This is a genomic window from Tateyamaria algicola (assembly GCF_047715485.1).
GTDB lineage: Bacteria > Pseudomonadota > Alphaproteobacteria > Rhodobacterales > Rhodobacteraceae > Tateyamaria.
This window is the reverse complement of the sequence record NZ_CP180422.1, coordinates 2673471-2689585: the sequence shown is the minus strand read 5'-3', so window position 1 is coordinate 2689585 and position 16115 is coordinate 2673471. Positions and strand designations below refer to the sequence as shown.

At 62.9% G+C, this 16115-nt stretch carries 15 protein-coding genes, 1 tRNA gene and 1 pseudogene; 7 read left to right on the top strand and 10 right to left on the bottom strand.

All coding sequences use genetic code 11. The features are described 5' to 3' along the window. Window positions 1-105: 105 nt before the first annotated feature. From ACMHLQ_RS15735 to ACMHLQ_RS15710, 6 genes are all read right to left on the bottom strand, one after another. Window positions 106-181, bottom strand: a tRNA-Trp gene (locus tag ACMHLQ_RS15735). A gap of 48 nt (window positions 182-229) precedes the next feature. Next, entirely contained in the window at window positions 230-1468 is a 1239-nt protein-coding gene (locus tag ACMHLQ_RS15730; protein WP_415401652.1) for a CoA transferase, read from the bottom strand. Next, window positions 1465-2304, bottom strand: a complete 840-nt coding sequence (locus ACMHLQ_RS15725) for a MaoC family dehydratase N-terminal domain-containing protein (protein ID WP_415401651.1) — start codon at window positions 2302-2304, stop codon at window positions 1465-1467. Before ACMHLQ_RS15725 ends, ACMHLQ_RS15730 begins: the two co-directional genes overlap by 4 nt. Window positions 2305-2613: 309 nt before the next feature. Further along, on the bottom strand, window positions 2614-3789 hold the full coding sequence (tuf, locus tag ACMHLQ_RS15720; RefSeq protein ID WP_415401650.1) for an elongation factor Tu: 1176 nt from the start codon (window positions 3787-3789) through the stop codon (window positions 2614-2616). An 81-nt stretch (window positions 3790-3870) separates the two neighbouring features. Beyond that, window positions 3871-4416, bottom strand: a complete 546-nt coding sequence (locus ACMHLQ_RS15715; protein WP_415401649.1) for a hypothetical protein — start codon at window positions 4414-4416, stop codon at window positions 3871-3873. An 18-nt stretch (window positions 4417-4434) separates the two neighbouring features. Further along, window positions 4435-5028, bottom strand: a complete 594-nt coding sequence (locus tag ACMHLQ_RS15710; RefSeq protein WP_415401648.1) for a hypothetical protein — start codon at window positions 5026-5028, stop codon at window positions 4435-4437. A gap of 109 nt (window positions 5029-5137) precedes the next feature. Here ACMHLQ_RS15710 and ACMHLQ_RS15705 point away from each other — a divergent pair. Beyond that, window positions 5138-6503, top strand: a pseudogene (locus ACMHLQ_RS15705) (cytochrome P450). On the opposite strand, the gene ACMHLQ_RS15700 reads toward ACMHLQ_RS15705, so the two are convergent. Genes ACMHLQ_RS15700 through ACMHLQ_RS15690 form a run of 3 tightly spaced genes read right to left on the bottom strand, consistent with a single transcriptional unit; the run spans window position 6504 to window position 11150 of the window. After that, entirely contained in the window at window positions 6504-7586 is a 1083-nt protein-coding gene (locus ACMHLQ_RS15700; RefSeq protein WP_415401647.1) for a M48 family metallopeptidase, read from the bottom strand. Beyond that, window positions 7583-8935: a YjgN family protein gene (locus ACMHLQ_RS15695; RefSeq protein WP_415401646.1), complete on the bottom strand. Its 1353-nt coding sequence runs from the start codon at window positions 8933-8935 to the stop codon at window positions 7583-7585. Before ACMHLQ_RS15695 ends, ACMHLQ_RS15700 begins: the two co-directional genes overlap by 4 nt. After that, the gene (locus ACMHLQ_RS15690) at window positions 8856-11150 is read right to left on the bottom strand and encodes a DNA topoisomerase IV subunit A (protein ID WP_415401645.1); all 2295 of its coding nucleotides are present in this window, start codon (window positions 11148-11150) and stop codon (window positions 8856-8858) included. The genes ACMHLQ_RS15695 and ACMHLQ_RS15690 overlap by 80 nt, the downstream gene beginning before the upstream one ends. Window positions 11151-11430: 280 nt before the next feature. Here ACMHLQ_RS15690 and ACMHLQ_RS15685 point away from each other — a divergent pair, with 280 nt between their 5' ends. The 4 genes from ACMHLQ_RS15685 to ACMHLQ_RS15670 all read left to right on the top strand — a co-directional run bounded on the left by ACMHLQ_RS15685 (window position 11431) and on the right by ACMHLQ_RS15670 (window position 13721). Beyond that, window positions 11431-11976 carry an SH3 domain-containing protein gene (locus ACMHLQ_RS15685; protein WP_415401644.1) on the top strand — a complete coding sequence of 182 codons (546 nt, stop codon included), beginning with the start codon at window positions 11431-11433 and terminating at the stop codon, window positions 11974-11976. Window positions 11977-12031: 55 nt separating this feature from the next. After that, window positions 12032-12862, top strand: coding sequence for an SDR family oxidoreductase (locus tag ACMHLQ_RS15680; protein WP_415401643.1), 831 nt, complete (start codon window positions 12032-12034; stop codon window positions 12860-12862). 74 nt (window positions 12863-12936) lie between these two features. After that, the gene (locus ACMHLQ_RS15675; protein ID WP_415401642.1) at window positions 12937-13143 is read left to right on the top strand and encodes a twin transmembrane helix small protein; all 207 of its coding nucleotides are present in this window, start codon (window positions 12937-12939) and stop codon (window positions 13141-13143) included. Window positions 13144-13145: 2 nt separating this feature from the next. Then, window positions 13146-13721, top strand: coding sequence for a cob(I)yrinic acid a,c-diamide adenosyltransferase (locus tag ACMHLQ_RS15670; RefSeq protein ID WP_415401641.1), 576 nt, complete (start codon window positions 13146-13148; stop codon window positions 13719-13721). A 66-nt stretch (window positions 13722-13787) separates the two neighbouring features. On the opposite strand, the gene ACMHLQ_RS15665 is transcribed toward ACMHLQ_RS15670, so the two are convergent. Then, window positions 13788-14153 (bottom strand): VOC family protein, encoded by a 366-nt coding sequence (locus tag ACMHLQ_RS15665; RefSeq protein WP_415401640.1) that lies wholly within the window; start codon window positions 14151-14153, stop codon window positions 13788-13790. A 214-nt stretch (window positions 14154-14367) separates the two neighbouring features. Between ACMHLQ_RS15665 and ACMHLQ_RS15660 the strand changes: the two genes are divergently transcribed. Both ACMHLQ_RS15660 and ACMHLQ_RS15655 read left to right on the top strand, forming a co-directional pair. Further along, on the top strand, window positions 14368-15126 hold the full coding sequence (locus ACMHLQ_RS15660) for an electron transfer flavoprotein subunit beta/FixA family protein (protein ID WP_415401639.1): 759 nt from the start codon (window positions 14368-14370) through the stop codon (window positions 15124-15126). Further along, the gene (locus ACMHLQ_RS15655; RefSeq protein WP_415401638.1) at window positions 15126-16052 is read left to right on the top strand and encodes an electron transfer flavoprotein subunit alpha/FixB family protein; all 927 of its coding nucleotides are present in this window, start codon (window positions 15126-15128) and stop codon (window positions 16050-16052) included. The genes ACMHLQ_RS15660 and ACMHLQ_RS15655 overlap by 1 nt, the downstream gene beginning before the upstream one ends. Window positions 16053-16115 lie beyond the last annotated feature (63 nt).

The window sequence follows — 16115 nt, the reverse complement described above, 5'->3', positions numbered from 1 at the left end:
CAAAGGGGCGCAGGTGTGGCGATGGGTGACGCGGTTTTGCCCGAATTGACGGGGCATGACGCGCAATCGGCGCAGTGCGCGATTCGACATGGAACTGAAGGTGAATGGCAGGGGCACCAGGGCTCGAACCCGGGACCTACGGTTTTGGAGACCGTCGCTCTACCAACTGAGCTATACCCCTACTGGCACCGGGGATTACGCCGCAGGGCGCGGCAATGCAAGCGCGAATTCAGGCAGCAGAGCGTGCGGCGTCATAGGCGGGCGAGCGTACCACACCCCCATCGAAAAGCCGGGCGATTTCGCCGTTGTCGAGGCCGACAACGTCCCCCAGCACTTCTTCGGTATCTGCGCCAAGCGCCGGGGCCGCCTCGGCCGGGCGGCGGGGTGTTGCACCAAACGTCGCCGGATGCGCCGGAACGGGGAAGGCCCCGATGCCCGGTTGGGAGAGCGTGGAGAACATCGGGTTGTCTGTGCTCAGGTCCGCATCCTCGCGCACCGCTTCGCGCACTGTGCGGAATTGCGACCATGTGAGGCCCGCCGCATCAAAATCGGCGGCGAAATCCGCCACATTCCTGGCTGCGAACCAGGGGCGCAGCGCATCGGTGATGTCCTGCCGGTAGCGCCAGCGTGTGCCCTCGTCGCGCAGGCAGATGCCATGGCGCGCCTCGATGGCCTGCATGGCGTCGGCGCTGTCTGTGGCGCGCACAAGGCCCGCCCATTGTCGCCCGGTCAGGCCAATGACCATCACACGGCGCCCATCGGCGCAGACAAAATCCTGACCGTAGGCGCCATAAAGCGCATTGCCCGCCTTGGCCCGTTCTTCGGAGTTCAGCACAGCATCGCCGATCATGCCCAGATGCCCGATGGCGGCCGCCGCCACATCCTTGAGCGCGATGCGCGCCTCTTGCCCGGTCCCGTGGCGCAGGCGGTGGCGTTCGGCGGCCAGCAGGGCCGAGACGCACATGTTGCCCGCGATCAGATCCCAGGCGGGCAGCGCGTGCGCAACCGGGTCTTGTGATCCTTCAGGGCCCGTCATGTGGGGAATGCCGAGAGCCGGGTTCACCGTGTAATCCACCTGAGGACGCCCATGCCGATCACCCGTAAGTGTGACCATCACCATGTCCGACCGGATGCCGCGCAGCGTGTCATAGTCCAGCCAGCCCGGTGCGGGCAGGTTCGTCAGGAACAGGCCCGCGTCTTCACCCGGTGCGGTGGCAAGGCGCTGCACCAATTCGCGCCCCTCGGGGCATTTCATGTCCACGGCGACGGATTTCTTGCCCTTGTTCATGCCCGCCCAGAACAGACTTTGACCATTGGGAGCCAGCGGCCAGCGACCCGCATCGAGGCCGCCGCCGATCATGTCGACGCGGATCACCTCGGCCCCCATCTGGGCCAAGGTCATGCCCGCAAGGGGCACCGCCACAAAGGCCGAGCTTTCGATGACGCGCATGCCGGACAGGATGGTCATTGGGTGTCCTCCCACATCGCCGTGGCCTGCATGCCCTGATGGCCGTCTTGCCCGGAATAGAGCGACATAATCCCGTCCTCTTCGGTGGTGCAAATATCGAGATCACCACTGGCGAACATGGGGTGCACAGCGCGGAAATCGAAGTAGACGGGTGGGCGTCCCTTCTGCGTGATGGCGTGGCGCATCAAGAGTGAAGCCTGCAACGGGCCATGCACCACGAGGTCGGGGTACTTTTCCACGGTCCGGGTGTAGTCGAGGTCGTAGTGGATGCGGTGCGCATTGAAGGTGACGGCCGAGTAGCGCAGCAGCAGCGGCATCGACATTGCAACCGTCTCCGCACCTGGCGCGGGCATCTGACGCTTTTTGGGCGGGGTGAAGGTGTCGGGCATGGGCAGGTAGACGATGTCCTGGCGTTCTTCGATGGCGAGGCCGCGCGGGCCGGTGATCGCGTGATCGAGGGTCACAAGCGCCATGGGGCCGGACGCCGTTTCCTTTTCCACGGCAGAGCGCAGAGAGACCTGGCGGCTGAGCGTGTCGCCGACCCGCAAGGGCGCGTGAAAGCGCAAGGCGCCTCCGGCCCACATGCGGCGCGGCAGGCGCAGGGGCGGCATCAACTCGCCCGGGCCGGGGTGCCCATCCGGGCCCAGTTGCGTGACATGGGTCAGCGGGGGGAATGCCGCCCAGTGCCAGAGTGCCGGAAGAAGGTCACCCGGAGCGGGGTGCGCCATGTGCGGATGACCAATTGTGGCGTGCAGTTTGGCGGCAGAAAGCGCGTCGATCCCGCCCTGATCGCAGATGGTGCGTCCGATCCATGCAGCTGTGTTCACCTGATCCATAGCACCCTCCTGATTGCCGTGTCAGGGTGGCTGAGTTTCAGAAAAAATCAATATATTTTAATGACTTAGCGGAATACCGTCGTATACCGAACGGATTTTTCTGCACATGCAGCACGGGGACCCGCGTTGAAATTCAACGCTATTTCTCGCGATTTCGCGGGTGCAGCAAATGCGCGCAAAACGTGCAGAAAATTGCGCCTGTGGGCCGCAAACCCGGCCCTGCGCGGGCCGAAACGCAAAAAAGGCGGAGACATGCTCCGCCTTTTTAGACTGGTTTGAACCGGATGTGATTCCGGTGCGAGGTCTGCCTTAATCCGTGATCTTGGACACTACGCCCGCACCCACGGTGCGGCCGCCTTCGCGGATCGCAAAGCGCAGGCCCTGTTCCATCGCGATCGGCGCGATCAGCTCGACCCCGAACGACACGTTGTCGCCAGGCATCACCATTTCAGTGCCCTCGGCCAGCTGAACCGTGCCCGTCACGTCCGTCGTGCGGAAGTAGAACTGCGGGCGGTAGTTCGCGAAGAACGGCGTGTGACGGCCGCCCTCGTCCTTGGTCAGGATGTAGGCTTCGGCTTCGAACTTGGTGTGCGGCTTGACCGAACCGGGCTTGCACAGCACCTGGCCGCGCTCAACCGCTTCACGGTCGATCCCGCGCAGCAGCGCGCCGATGTTGTCGCCCGCTTCGCCGCGATCCAGCAGCTTGCGGAACATTTCAACGCCCGTGCAGGTCGTTTTCTGCGTGTCCTTGATGCCGACGATCTCGATTTCGTCGCCCACGTTGATCACGCCACGCTCGACACGGCCGGTCACAACCGTGCCACGGCCGGAGATCGAGAACACGTCTTCCACAGGCATCAGGAAGGGCTGGTCCACCGCGCGCTCGGGCGTGGGGATGAACTCGTCAACCGCGGCCATCAGCTTGCGGATCGCGTCTTCGCCGATCTCGTTGTCACGGCCTTCCATTGCGGCCAGGGCCGAGCCGGGGATCACGGGAATGTCGTCGCCGGGATACTCGTAGCTGTCCAGCAGCTCGCGGATTTCCATCTCGACCAGCTCCAGCAGCTCTTCGTCGTCGACCTGGTCCACCTTGTTCATGAACACGACCATGGTGGGGATGCCCACCTGGCGGCCCAGCAGGATGTGCTCGCGCGTTTGGGGCATCGGGCCGTCCGCCGCGTTCACAACCAGGATCGCGCCGTCCATCTGCGCCGCACCGGTGATCATGTTCTTGACGTAGTCGGCGTGGCCGGGGCAGTCGACGTGCGCGTAGTGGCGGTTCTCGGTCTCGTATTCCACGTGCGCGGTCGAGATCGTGATCCCGCGCGCTTTCTCTTCGGGCGCGCCGTCGATCTGGTCATAGGCCTGGAAATCGCCAAAATACTTCGTGATCGCCGCCGTCAGCGTCGTCTTGCCGTGGTCAACGTGACCAATCGTGCCAATGTTAACGTGCGGCTTCGTACGTTCAAACTTTTCCTTTGCCATCTTGTCAGACGCCCTTTTTTGATTGTGGGACATATGCCCGGATTCACTCCGCGCGGCATGTATTGCGAAAGTAGGAGAAAATCAAGCGCCGTTAGCGGTTTGAAGCGGGGCGGAGAGCTGGGTTTGAAGTGCGGCGGCAAAGCCTGCGACGGTCTGGTCGTAGTCGCGCGTGGCCGGCGGGCTGGTCGCCACCCCGATCAGCCCCGGCACGCGCAGGGTTGCGGACGTGCCGCGCACCTCTTGCGGCCCAAAGATCACGTCGCCTGTTTGCGCGTCCCTCACGGTGACGTCCGCCACGATGCTGCTGGGCCCGCCAAAGGCAAAGGCGGATCCGGGCGAGGTCAGCAAGACATCTTTCAGCCGCAGCGCGATGTTGGCGTTGGCCACACCGGGCCCGGAAAACACGTCCTGCACGGCTAAGGTGATGTCATTGGCCACCTCGAGCGGGGCACGTTGGAGTGCGCGTCCCCGGATGCCGATGAAGTCGGTGATATCGACGGCCACGACATTGGCAACGATTACGCGTCCTGGCGTATCTGTTGATGTTGCGGATGTCGCCGCTTCGTCACATGCCGCCAAGGTCAGGGCGATGCCAACAAGTCCAAACAGGCGGGTCACAAAAGACATGGGCCGTCCCACTCCGCCCTATTCCGCCGCAACCACTTCGGTTTCGGGCACATCGGAGGTCGCGGCCTGCGCCTTGGGTGTGAACCACCCTTCCTCACGTTGCTGTTTCACGAGGAACCGCTCAACCGCCTTCGAGGCGTTCTGGCTCAGCTCTTTGAGCTGCTCTTCGGCGGTCATGGTGTAGCCGGTGCCGATGATCGGGGCGGTGCCGAAGGTTTCAAGCACGGTGATCTGTTCGGGTTCGTCGTTCAGTTTGTCCCCTGCGGCATCGTCCCAGACGGTCACATTGAGGATCAGCGCGGATTTGGGCGCCAGCACCAGAGGGATACCGGGTTGGGCCAATACGTAGCCTTCGACCGAAATACCGAAGTGATAGCGGCTTGCCCCCTGGTAGCGGCCGAAGCGTTCGGAAATGGCATCCTGCACGGCGGCTTGCAGTTGTTCTTCGGTCGCCATGCGGCTGAGGGGGCCGCGCTGCGCCTTGGAGGCGACCACGATGTTATGCTCGAGCCGGAAATCGCCCAGAGGCACGGGAGGCTGATTCAGATCGGCATTCCCACCGCACGCGGCCAGCAGGCCCATCATCACCAAGCCCAAAACTACACGCACCATTGCAGAACTCTCCCCGTTTCTTGCCCACTGCGATACCGCAGGTGCGACACGGGTGCAATTGTCGCGGTGGCCGGACGGCATATATGTTACCCAAGGATAGGAGCCCATCATGCCCGATACCGTCCAACCCGCCCGTCTGCCCGTGCGTGTCCCGCTGGTCAACGAGGCGTGGGGATTGTGGAAAAGCCTGCAAATGGCACGCGAGAATGTGCTGCGCATCATTCCCGAGATTGCGACGACCCAACCGATGGTGTCTGGCAAGACGGGCAAGCGCTGGCATATGGTGATGGACCCGGGCGCGATCCGCGAGATGCTGCTGGACCGTCTGGACGACTACCCCAAGTCGATCGTGACCAAGAACCTGCTGAAGCCCGCCATCGGGGATCTCGCTGTTCATTGCCGAGGGCGCGCATTGGCGCTGGCAGCGCCGCACCGCTGCGCCCGTGTTCACCCATCGCAACATGATGAACCTCGCCCCGATCATGACCGGCGCAGCCGAACGCAGTGCGGAACGGATCGCCGCGGCAGGCCCCAAGGCTGTCAATCTGCTGGACGAGATGGTCACGACCACCTTCGACATCATTGCCGATGTGACCTTTTCCGGCGGCGACAGTTTCGACCGCGACAGCGTGCACAACGCCATTGACGACTACATCTCGGAAGCGGGCAAGATTTCCCTGTTCGATATCCTTGGCGCGCCCGACTGGGTGCCGCGCCCGGGCCGCGTGATGTCCGGCAAGGCGATGCGCGACATGAAATCGGTGGCCGACAGCGCCATCGAGGTCCGCGCGCAACGTGGCCCTGACGGGGTGCCTGATCTGCTCGACCTGCTGCTCGAGGGGGAGGACCCCAAATCGGGTCGCAAGATGAATACGGCAGAGCTGCGCGACAACCTGTTGACCTTTATCGTGGCCGGTCACGAGACCACGGCCCTGACCCTGGCCTGGTCGATGTACCTGGTCGCCTTCGATCAGGATGTGCAGGACCGCGCCCGGGCCGAGGCGCAATCCGTGCTGAATGGACGTGCCGCGACGGGCGAAGATGTTGAGAGCCTGCCCTTGATCCGCCAGATCATCGACGAGGCGCTGCGCCTTTACCCGCCCGCGGGGATGGTGTCGCGCACCGCTATGGCAGACGACGTTTTGTGTGGCCGCGAAGTGCGCAAGGGCGACACCTGCATCATCCCGATCTACGCGCTGCAACGTTCAAAGCTGTTGTGGGACGACCCGGACGCCTTCCGCCCGGACCGGTTTGCAGATCGCAAGTCGGTGGATCGCTATGCCTATCTGCCCTTTGGCGACGGGCCGCGCATCTGCATCGGCGCGTCCTTTGCCCTGCAAGAGGCGGTGATCATCCTTGCCACCATCCTCAGCCGGTTCAAATTCTCGCCCGTGCCCGGCAAAGAACCCGAGCCGGTCATGATCCTGACCTTGCGCCCGCAAGGGGGTGTCTGGTTGACGGCGGAACCTGCCTAGCTATTTGCAGATGGCTTGCAGATCGGCCCATTGCGCGTCCGACAGGATTGGCGTCCAGTCCGCCGTCTCTGGCGCCGCCGCGCGCGCCTCGTCAATGCGGTCGGACAGGGACGGATGCGACAGGAAGTGGGCCACGACCCCGTCATTGTCGCCGTACTTGTCCCGCAGGCGTTCGAACATGTCGCCCAGCGCCGCCGGGGATACGCCCGCCTCTTCCAGCACCTCGTGGGCAAAGGCATCTGCTGCCGCCTCGGCGGACTGGGTATAGCTGGCGTCGATCAGCCGTTCGGTCAGGAACAACACCACCGCACCCCCGGCAAAGTCACCAAACAACAGGCCCAGCACCCCGATGCTGCCCGCCGAGCGCAAGGCGTGCCGCGTTGGATCACGGCTGACCACATGGCCAAGTTCATGGGCAAAGACGGCTGCCACCTCTTCGGGCGCTTCGGCGGCATCAATCAGCCCGCGAAAGAACACGACATTTCCGCCGGGCAGGGCAAAGGCGTTGATCATCGGGTGGTTCAGCACGAACACCGACACTTCGGTGTTGTCCGGCAAGGACGGGGCGAAGGTGGCGGCCATCTCGTCCAGTGCGGCGCGCCCGCCCGGGCTCTCACAGAGCGCAAGAGGGCCCAGACGCTCGTTGCCCAGCGCCTCGCGGATCTGGGCAAAGGTCGCCTCGCCCAGCGCGCGTTCGGCGCGGGGTGGGATGACGGCGGCCAGTTGGTCGGCCATCAGGGGGATGAGCACACCGATTTGCAGGGCAACCGCAGCCACAGCCCCCGTTGCCCAAAGGGCCAGACGCCCGCGCCCCTTGGGCGGCGCGCGCCGCGACAGATGCGGAAGATGCGGCAATGTCCCTGCGTTCGGCACATGGAGACGGGCAACCGGGTCGCTTGTCAGCCGCAATACGGTGTCGATGCCGTCGGGCAAATCCAGCAGCGATCTGACCTCGGCCTTGGGCCAAAGGACGCTGGTGCCATCCTCGCGGGCAAGGACAAGGTGCGTGTCTTCGGCATTGGCTGTCACATAGACGGGCACCGGCGTCGGGGTATCCCCGTCGAAATAGGACGCTTTCGTCATATCGCCGCCCCCAGATCCAGTGCTTCGGCAAAGCCTTCGGCCTCGGCGAACTCATCGCGGGCGCGTTGGCTGACCTCGGCCAGCCCATCATCCACGGGCAAGGCCGTCGAGGTCGCCATGTGCCGCATCAGCGGGAACGTCACGAAGGTGTTGTAGACCACCGACCACAGCAGGAAGACACCGAAGTAGAGAATGACAGAGGCCGATATCGACACCCAGCGCGGCGCATCGAAGGTCATGTCGGGATCGACGCCGCCGATCTCTTCCAGCACGTTGAACCCGACGATGGGCAGCATGATGAACATGATCAGAACAAGGCCCAGTGTCAGCACCAGATAGGCCAGGATCGTGCCGCCTGCAAAAATCCAGGCAACCCGCCCGGTCCGCAAGGTCGAGGCGATGGTCACGCCCGGTGCTGTCTTGTGATTGGCCATGAGCCGCCGCGCGCCAAACACATAATGGACCGCCCCCACGTAAAGACCGATGACAAGGGGGCCGAGCAGCCACAAGCGCCACACCTTGTTGGGGTCGCGCGCGCCATCGGCCAGGAATGCCTCGTAGGAAAACACCTCGATCAGGAAGGCGTCGATGATGGCGGCCCAGAACGCGCCAATCGGGTCGATCCAGGTCACCCAGACCACCCAGAGCACTGATGCCGCGACTGCGCCGATCACGGGCAGCGCAGGACGATAGAGCATCGTCCACCGCCCCCCTTGTGTCAGCTTGGCCGAGCCAAAGAATGTGCGGTCTGTCCGGTATTTCTCAAGATAGAACGTCATGCGCGGCCACAGCGCCCCGAGCGTGCAGATGGTGATCAGCCAGTGCACGCAGGCCCGCCACGCATAGCCCCAAGCCCCCGGTTCCAGCCCGAAGCGCACGCCGCGCCAGCGGGTCCGCCCCAGAACGTAGCGCCGGGCACGGTAGCGGGCATAGAACCACAGGGGGATCACCCCGAGAAAGCTGAGGGCGTAGCCGACGACATTGCCGTCAAACAGCGAAAAGCTGACAAACATCAAGAGCAGGTTCACGATGCCGATGTAAAAGGTCAGGATCACGACGGCGATGAAAAAGCCCAGCAGCTTTTCCCACGGATCGCCCACATATTCCATCGGATGCCCGCCGGGGCGGATCGAGGACCAGAAATAACGACGCAGCCGTGTTTTCATCCAGAAGCGGTAGAAGCCGAGGGTCAGGATCGACCAGAAGCCGGTCTTGAGCGCCAGCCAGAACACCGCCCCGCGCCCCCCGGTAAAGGAGACGCGCAGACCGTCAGGTGAATCTGTTGTCGCGGGGGAATCCGCGGGGGGCCATCCGCCCTGTGCCTGCGCGTTTTCCGCGCCACTCGGCAAGTTCGACTTCGGTGCGGGTGCGTCCTGCGGGGTCGCGCCAGCTGAGTCCTTCTGCCAGGGTGAAGGTGGTTGCATCGCTCAGGCCCCCGTCCTTGTAGCGCTGAAGCCGCACGCCTTTGCCGCGTGCCATTTCAGGTAGTTCATCAAGGCCAAACACCAACACTTTGCGATTGTCGCCCACAACCGCGACACTGTCGCCGGACACGGGCGTGCAGACCGCAAGGGCCACATCGCCGCGCACATTGAGCACCTGTTTGCCGGTACGGGTCTGGGCGAGCACCTCGTCCTCGGGCACGACAAACCCGTCCCCGGCAGAGGAAGCCACAAGCAATTTGCGCCCCTGCTGATGGGTCAGGATCGAGTGTATCTGCACCTCGTTCGGCAAATCCACCATCAGACGCAAAGGTTCACCCATGCCGCGCCCGCCGGGCAAGTTGGCCGCCGACAGCGTGTAGAACCGCCCGTTCGAGCCGACGACAACCAGACGATCCGTCGTCTCTGCATGGAAGATGAAGCGCGGGCCGTCGCCGTCCTTGAACTTCAATTCGCGGGTCAGGTCGATATGGCCCGTCATCGCGCGTATCCAGCCCATCTGGCTGCACACCACCGTGATCGGTTCGCGGTCGATCATCGCCTCGAGCGGGACATCCTCGACCGTGCCCGCCTCGGCAAAGGTGGTGCGGCGCGCACCGCCTTCATAGTCCTTGCCGAACTGTTTCTTGGTGGCCTTGAGCTGGTCGGAAATCGCCTGCCACTGCACCTCTTCGCTTTCCAGCAGGTCCTCGAGGCTGGCGCGCTCTTCCATCAGGGCGGCCTGTTCGCGCAGCAACTCGACCTCTTCGAGGCGACGCAGCGACCGCAGGCGCATGTTCAGGATCGCTTCGGCCTGCACATCGCTCAACTCGCCCTCGCCCGGGCCGGGGCCAACATAGTCAGCCTCGTTCATCGCGCGCGGATGATCCTTGCCCCAGTCCTCGCGCATCAGCGCGGCCTTGGGGTCTTCGTCATAGCGGATGATGTCGATCACGCGGTCGAGGTTGAGGAAGGCAACGATCAGCCCCTCGAGCACCTCGAGGCGGTGGTCGATCTTTTCCATCCGATGCTCGCTGCGGCGGATCAGAACCTCGCGGCGGAAATCGAGGAAGGCGCGCAGCACTTCCTTCATCGAGCAGACCTTAGGCGTGACCCCGTCGATCAGCACGTTCATGTTCAGCGAAAACCGCACCTCGAGGTCGGAGTTGCGATAGAGCATCCCCATCAGCACATCCGGGTCCACATTCTTGGACCGGGGTTCGAGGATCAGGCGGATGTCATCTGCGGACTCGTCCCGCACATCGGCGAGGATCGGGATTTTCTTGGTCTGGATGACCTCGGCCAGCTTTTCGATCAGCTTGGATTTCTGGACCTGGTAGGGGATTTCAGTGACGACGATCTGCCACTGTCCACGGCCCAGATCCTCGACCTCGTAGCGGCAGCGCAGGCGAAAGCCGCCCTTGCCGGTGCGGTAGGCCTGCGCGATGGCCTCGGGCGGTTCGACGATGATGCCACCGGTGGGGAAATCGGGGCCGGGCACGTAGTTCAACAACGTGTCGTCGCGCGCATCCGGTGTCTTGATCAGGTGCAGGCAGGCGTCGCACAGCTCGGCAATATTGTGGGGCGGGATGTTGGTGGCCATGCCCACGGCGATGCCTGAGGATCCATTGGCCAGCAGGTTCGGGAATTGCGCGGGCAGCACAACCGGCTCGGTCAGCGTGCCGTCATAATTCTCGCGAAAATCAACGGCATTCTCGTTCAGACCGTCCAGCAGCGCCTCGGCCACAGCCGTCATCCGCGCCTCGGTATACCGGCTGGCCGCCGGGTTATCACCGTCGATGTTGCCAAAGTTGCCCTGGCCGTCGACCAGCGGGTAGCGCACGTTGAAATCCTGCGCCAGACGCGCCATCGCATCGTAAATCGCGGCGTCGCCATGCGGGTGATAGTTGCCCATCACGTCGCCTGAAATCTTGGCCGACTTGCGGAATCCCCCGGTCGAGGACAGGCGCAATTCGCGCATGGCGTAGAGAATGCGGCGATGCACAGGCTTCAGACCGTCGCGAGCGTCCGGCAGCGCACGGTGCATGATCGTGGACAGCGCATAGGTCAGATAGCGCTCGCCCAACGCGCGGCGCAGCGGTTCTGAGAGGTCCATGTTGGGGGCGTCGGCCTGATCTGACATAGATGCTGTGTAGCGGGCGCATTAGGGGCGAACAAGCGTTCAACGTGATTTACGCAACGCCCGGAACCAATCTGCCTGCCGATCCGTTGCCTTCGCACAACAACAGGCCCGAACGGGGAAAAGGTAAGGTTTTTTACCAGTGCCCAGAATCGCTGCGTCTGTTAAGAAATCATTGTGCCATCAAGCTGCTTTGATGGTGCTATAGTATGTTGGGGGGACGCAGGGTATGGCGCGGTTCATTATCGTTTCATTTGTTTTTTTAGGCTGGGCATTTTACGAGATGAGCGGCGGGTCGGATTTTGACCCGGTTGAAACGCGCCAGGCGCGGATCGAAATGCCTGCACTGGTTGAAGAGGAAAAGCTGGAGACGGTGATCGCGACTGCGCAAACGCAGCCGACGCCTGACAATGTCACGCGGGTCGCGCTGAACCTCACATCCGTCAACGACGTCTTGCGCCCTGCCCCCACCTTGCGCACCGAAACCGCCAAGGTGACGCCTGCCATCGAAGCCGCCGTAACCGAAGCGCTGAGCGAAGAAGAACCGACAATCATTCTGCCCAGCCTCGTCGCGGGCGAAGCGGTGATCACACCCGTCGAATTCGGGCGCAATGCACAGGTCGCAACCGACAACGAAACGCGGCGCGTCACCGGCAACAGCGTGAACATGCGCGGCGGCCCGGGCACAGGCTATTCGGTTGTCGACCGGCTGGTGCGCGGCGACGAGGTCGAAATCCTGCAAGACCCCGGCAACGGCTGGGTCAAACTGCGCGCGGTTTCGGGTGGCCCTGTCGGCTGGATGGCGGATTTCCTGCTGAGCGAAGGCTGATTGCATCTGCGCTGACGCACGCTAAGACTGCGCCCCTAAAACGAGAGGCGCGGGCATGGCACAAAAGACAATCCTGATCACGGGATGCTCTTCCGGCATCGGATACGCGGCGGCGGTTGGTCTGCGCGCTGCGGGCTGGCGCGTCTTTGCAGCGTGCCGGCGGGTCGAGGATTGCGAGCGTCTGCGCGAAGAGGGTTTTGACAGCCCCCTGATCGATTATGAAGACACCGACACCATCACCTCCGGCCTTGCGGAGGTTCTGGCGGCCACGGGCGGCACGCTGGATGCGCTGTTCAATAACGGGGCATATGGTGTGCCAGGCGCTGTCGAAGACCTGCCCACTGACGCATTGCGCGCCATTTTCGAGGCGAACTTTTTCGGCTGGCACGCGCTGACTCGGCAGGTCATTCCGGTGATGCGGGCGCAGGGGCACGGGCGGATCGTGCAATGTTCGTCTGTGCTCGGCTTTGTCACGATGCCGTGGCGCGGGGCCTATAACGCGACCAAATTCGCGCTCGAGGGCCTGACAGACACGATGCGCATCGAAATGCGCGACACGCCGATCCATGTGATTCTGATCGAACCGGGGCCTGTGACCAGCCGCATCCGCGCCAATTCGATCCCGCACTTCGAACGCTGGATCGATTGGGAGGCGTCCCCCCGCATCGCTCAGTATCGCGACAAGCTGCGCAAACGCTTGTACGAAGATACCGGCCCTGATCCGTTCGAACTTCCGCCTCAGGCCGTCGTGAAAAAGCTGCAACACGCTCTTGAGGCACCGCGCCCGCGTCCGCGCTATTTTGTGACCACGCCAACGTATATCATGGCCACGCTGCGCCGCATCCTGCCGACCCGTGCGCTGGATTGGGTCCTTTCTCGGGGGTGAGCGAACAACACGTTCGCTTTTGGGCGCAGAGCGGCTACATCACGCAGCAACACTGACAAGAAGGACCGAGGGACATGGCCCAAGACCCGCTATTTATCCTGATCGTACTGGCATGTTTGGCCGTTGTTGTGGTGCTGATGCTGGGCCTGGGCGGTTTCGCCAAAGGGTCGGGCTGGGCCAAGAACAACTCGAACAAACTGATGCGCTTCCGCATCGGCGCACAATTTGTGGCCGTGCTGCTGATCCTGGCCTATGTCGCACTGCGTGGAACGGGGAACTGAGCATGGTTGTACTGAACAAGATCTATACGAAGACCGGCGATGCGGGCGAAACCGCGCTTGGCAACGGCGCGCGGGTGGCCAAGCACGCGATGCGCGTGACGGGTTATGGCACGGTGGACGAACTCAACGCGTTTGTCGGCGTGGCCCGGCTGGAGGCGTCGGGCGACGTCGATACCGCGCTCAGCCGTATTCAGAACGACCTGTTCGATCTGGGCGCCGATCTGTGCCGCCCGGATATGGAGAAAGACGCCGAGGCGGAATACCCGCCCTTGCGGATGGCCGATGAACAGGTGACGCGGCTGGAATCTGAAATCGACGCGATGAATGACGCGCTGGACCCTTTGCGCAGCTTTATCCTGCCGGGCGGGTCCGCCCTGTCGGCGCATCTGCACGTGTGCCGCACCGTGGCGCGCCGGGCCGAACGGCTGTCGGTGGAACTGGCCACGATGGAGGCGGTGAACCCCGCAGCCGTGAAATACCTCAACCGGCTGAGCGACTGGTTCTTTGTGGCTGCGCGGATCGCGAACAACGGCGGCAAGGATGATGTCTTGTGGGTTCCAGGTGCGAACCGCGACTAGCGGCAAACGCTCCGGGGGAGCGTTTGGCACGTGGAAGGGCGAAGCCCTGGGGGTAACAGCCTGCGCTTAACCTGCCTCAGGCTCCCACAGCTCAATCGGTGTCCCCTCAGGATCATGCAGATGCGCGAACTTCCCGATCCCCGGCATTTCGCCCATGTCCTTGACCTCGATACCCGCGGCCTCAAGCTGCGCCGTCATCGCCGCCAAATCACGCACCTTGAAGTTCAGCATGAACGCCTTGTCAGCGCTGAAATAGGTGGTGTCAGCCGCAAAGGGCGAAAACACCATCGGCCCTGCCTCGATCATCCAGGGCTTTTGATCCGCCGTCGTCGGCACCAGATCGATGCCCAGCGTATCGCGATACCATTGCGCCAGCGCCTCCGGTTCCTTCGCGCGAAAGAAGAACCCGCCCATCCCAACAACCCGTTCCATATCGCCACTCCCTTTTGCAGCACTCTAGCATGTTTCCTATTTGCGCGCAGTGACGGCAAAACGCGGCGTCTTATTGCTGTGACGTGACGATTTTGACCTGTTTCCCTTACGGCGACTTAGGTAAACCGGCGAGGAACGATTATTTCGCAAAGCGAAGATGAGTCGTAATTTTGTCTTGTCGGTGATGAGACACTTTTTGAAGAGAGGAACGTTCATGAAGGTGCTGGTGCCTGTCAAACGCGTGATCGACTACAACGTGAAAGTGCGCGTCAAAGCGGACGGATCGGGTGTGGATCTTGCCAATGTAAAAATGTCGATGAACCCGTTTGACGAGATTGCCGTCGAACAGGCCATCCGCCTGAAAGAAGCGGGCCAAGCCGAGGAAATCATCGCGGTTTCTGTCGGTGTCAAACAGGCGCAGGAAACCCTGCGCACAGCGCTGGCCATGGGTGCAGACCGCGCGATCCTCGTGATTGCAGCGGATGACGTGCACACCGATATCGAGCCGCTGACCGTCGCCAAGATCCTCAAAGGTGTGATCGACGAAGAGCAGCCCGGCCTCGTGCTGTGCGGCAAGCAGGCGATCGACAACGACATGAACGCCACCGGCCAGATGCTGTCGGCCCTGATGGGCTGGAGCCAGGCCACCTTCGCCTCCGAAGTCGAAGTGGCGGGCGACAAAGCCAAGGTGACACGCGAAGTCGACGGCGGCTTGCAGACCATCGAGGTCAACATGCCCACGGTCATCACCGTGGACTTGCGCCTGAACGAGCCGCGCTATGCCTCGCTGCCCAACATCATGAAAGCCAAGAAAAAGCCGCTGGAAGAAAAGACAGCAGCCGATTACGGCGTCGATGCGGCGCCACGTCTGGAAATCGTGAGCACAACCGAGCCCGAAGCCCGCGCAGCAGGCATCAAGGTGGGTTCGGTCGAAGAGCTTGTAGAGAAACTCAAAGAAGCGGGGGCGGTGTAATGGCTGTACTTCTTCTAGCAGAAATCAACGACGGCGAACTGGCGATGGACGCAACGGCCAAGGCCGTGACAGCAGCCAGCGCATTGGGCGACGTCACCGTTCTGGCCACAGGCGCGACATGCGCCGCAGGCGCTGCCGAGGCGGCAACCATCGCAGGCGTGGCCAAGGTGCTGTGCGCCGAGGACGCGGTTTATGGCAAGCGTCTGGCCGAGCCGGTCGCGGACCTGATCGTGTCGCTGGCAGGCGATTACGAACACATCGTCGCCCCGGCCACCACCGACGCCAAGAACATCATGCCCCGCGTTGCGGCGCTGCTGGATGCGATGGTGATTTCGGATGCCACGGCCGTGGTTGACGCCAACACGTTCGAACGCCCGATCTACGCGGGCAACGCGATCCAGACCGTGAAATCCGGCGACGGCAAAAAGGTCATCACCTTCCGCACATCGACATTCGATGCGGCCCCCACGGGCGGCTCGGCCTCGGTCGAAAACATCGGTGCAGCGGCTGACCCTGCCCTGTCGTCCTGGGTCGAAGACAAGGTCGCGGCCAGCGATCGCCCCGAGCTGACATCGGCTGGCGTGGTTGTGTCGGGGGGTCGCGGTGTCGGCTCCGAAGACGACTTTGCGCTGATCGAAAAGCTGGCGGACAAGCTGGGTGCCGCAGTTGGCGCCTCGCGCGCGGCGGTCGATTCCGGCTACGCGCCCAACGACTGGCAGGTTGGCCAAACGGGCAAGGTTGTTGCCCCCGACCTCTATGTCGCTGTCGGTATTTCCGGCGCAATTCAGCACCTTGCGGGCATGAAGGACTCCAAAGTCATCGTGGCCATCAACAAGGACGAAGAAGCGCCGATCTTCCAGGTTGCGGATTACGGGCTGGTCGCTGACCTGTTCGACGCCGTCCCCGAGATGATCGAAAAGCTGTAAAGCGCATCCAGAAACTGAAAAGGCCCGTTGCAGCGATGCAGCGGGCCTTTTTCTTTGGCGTGC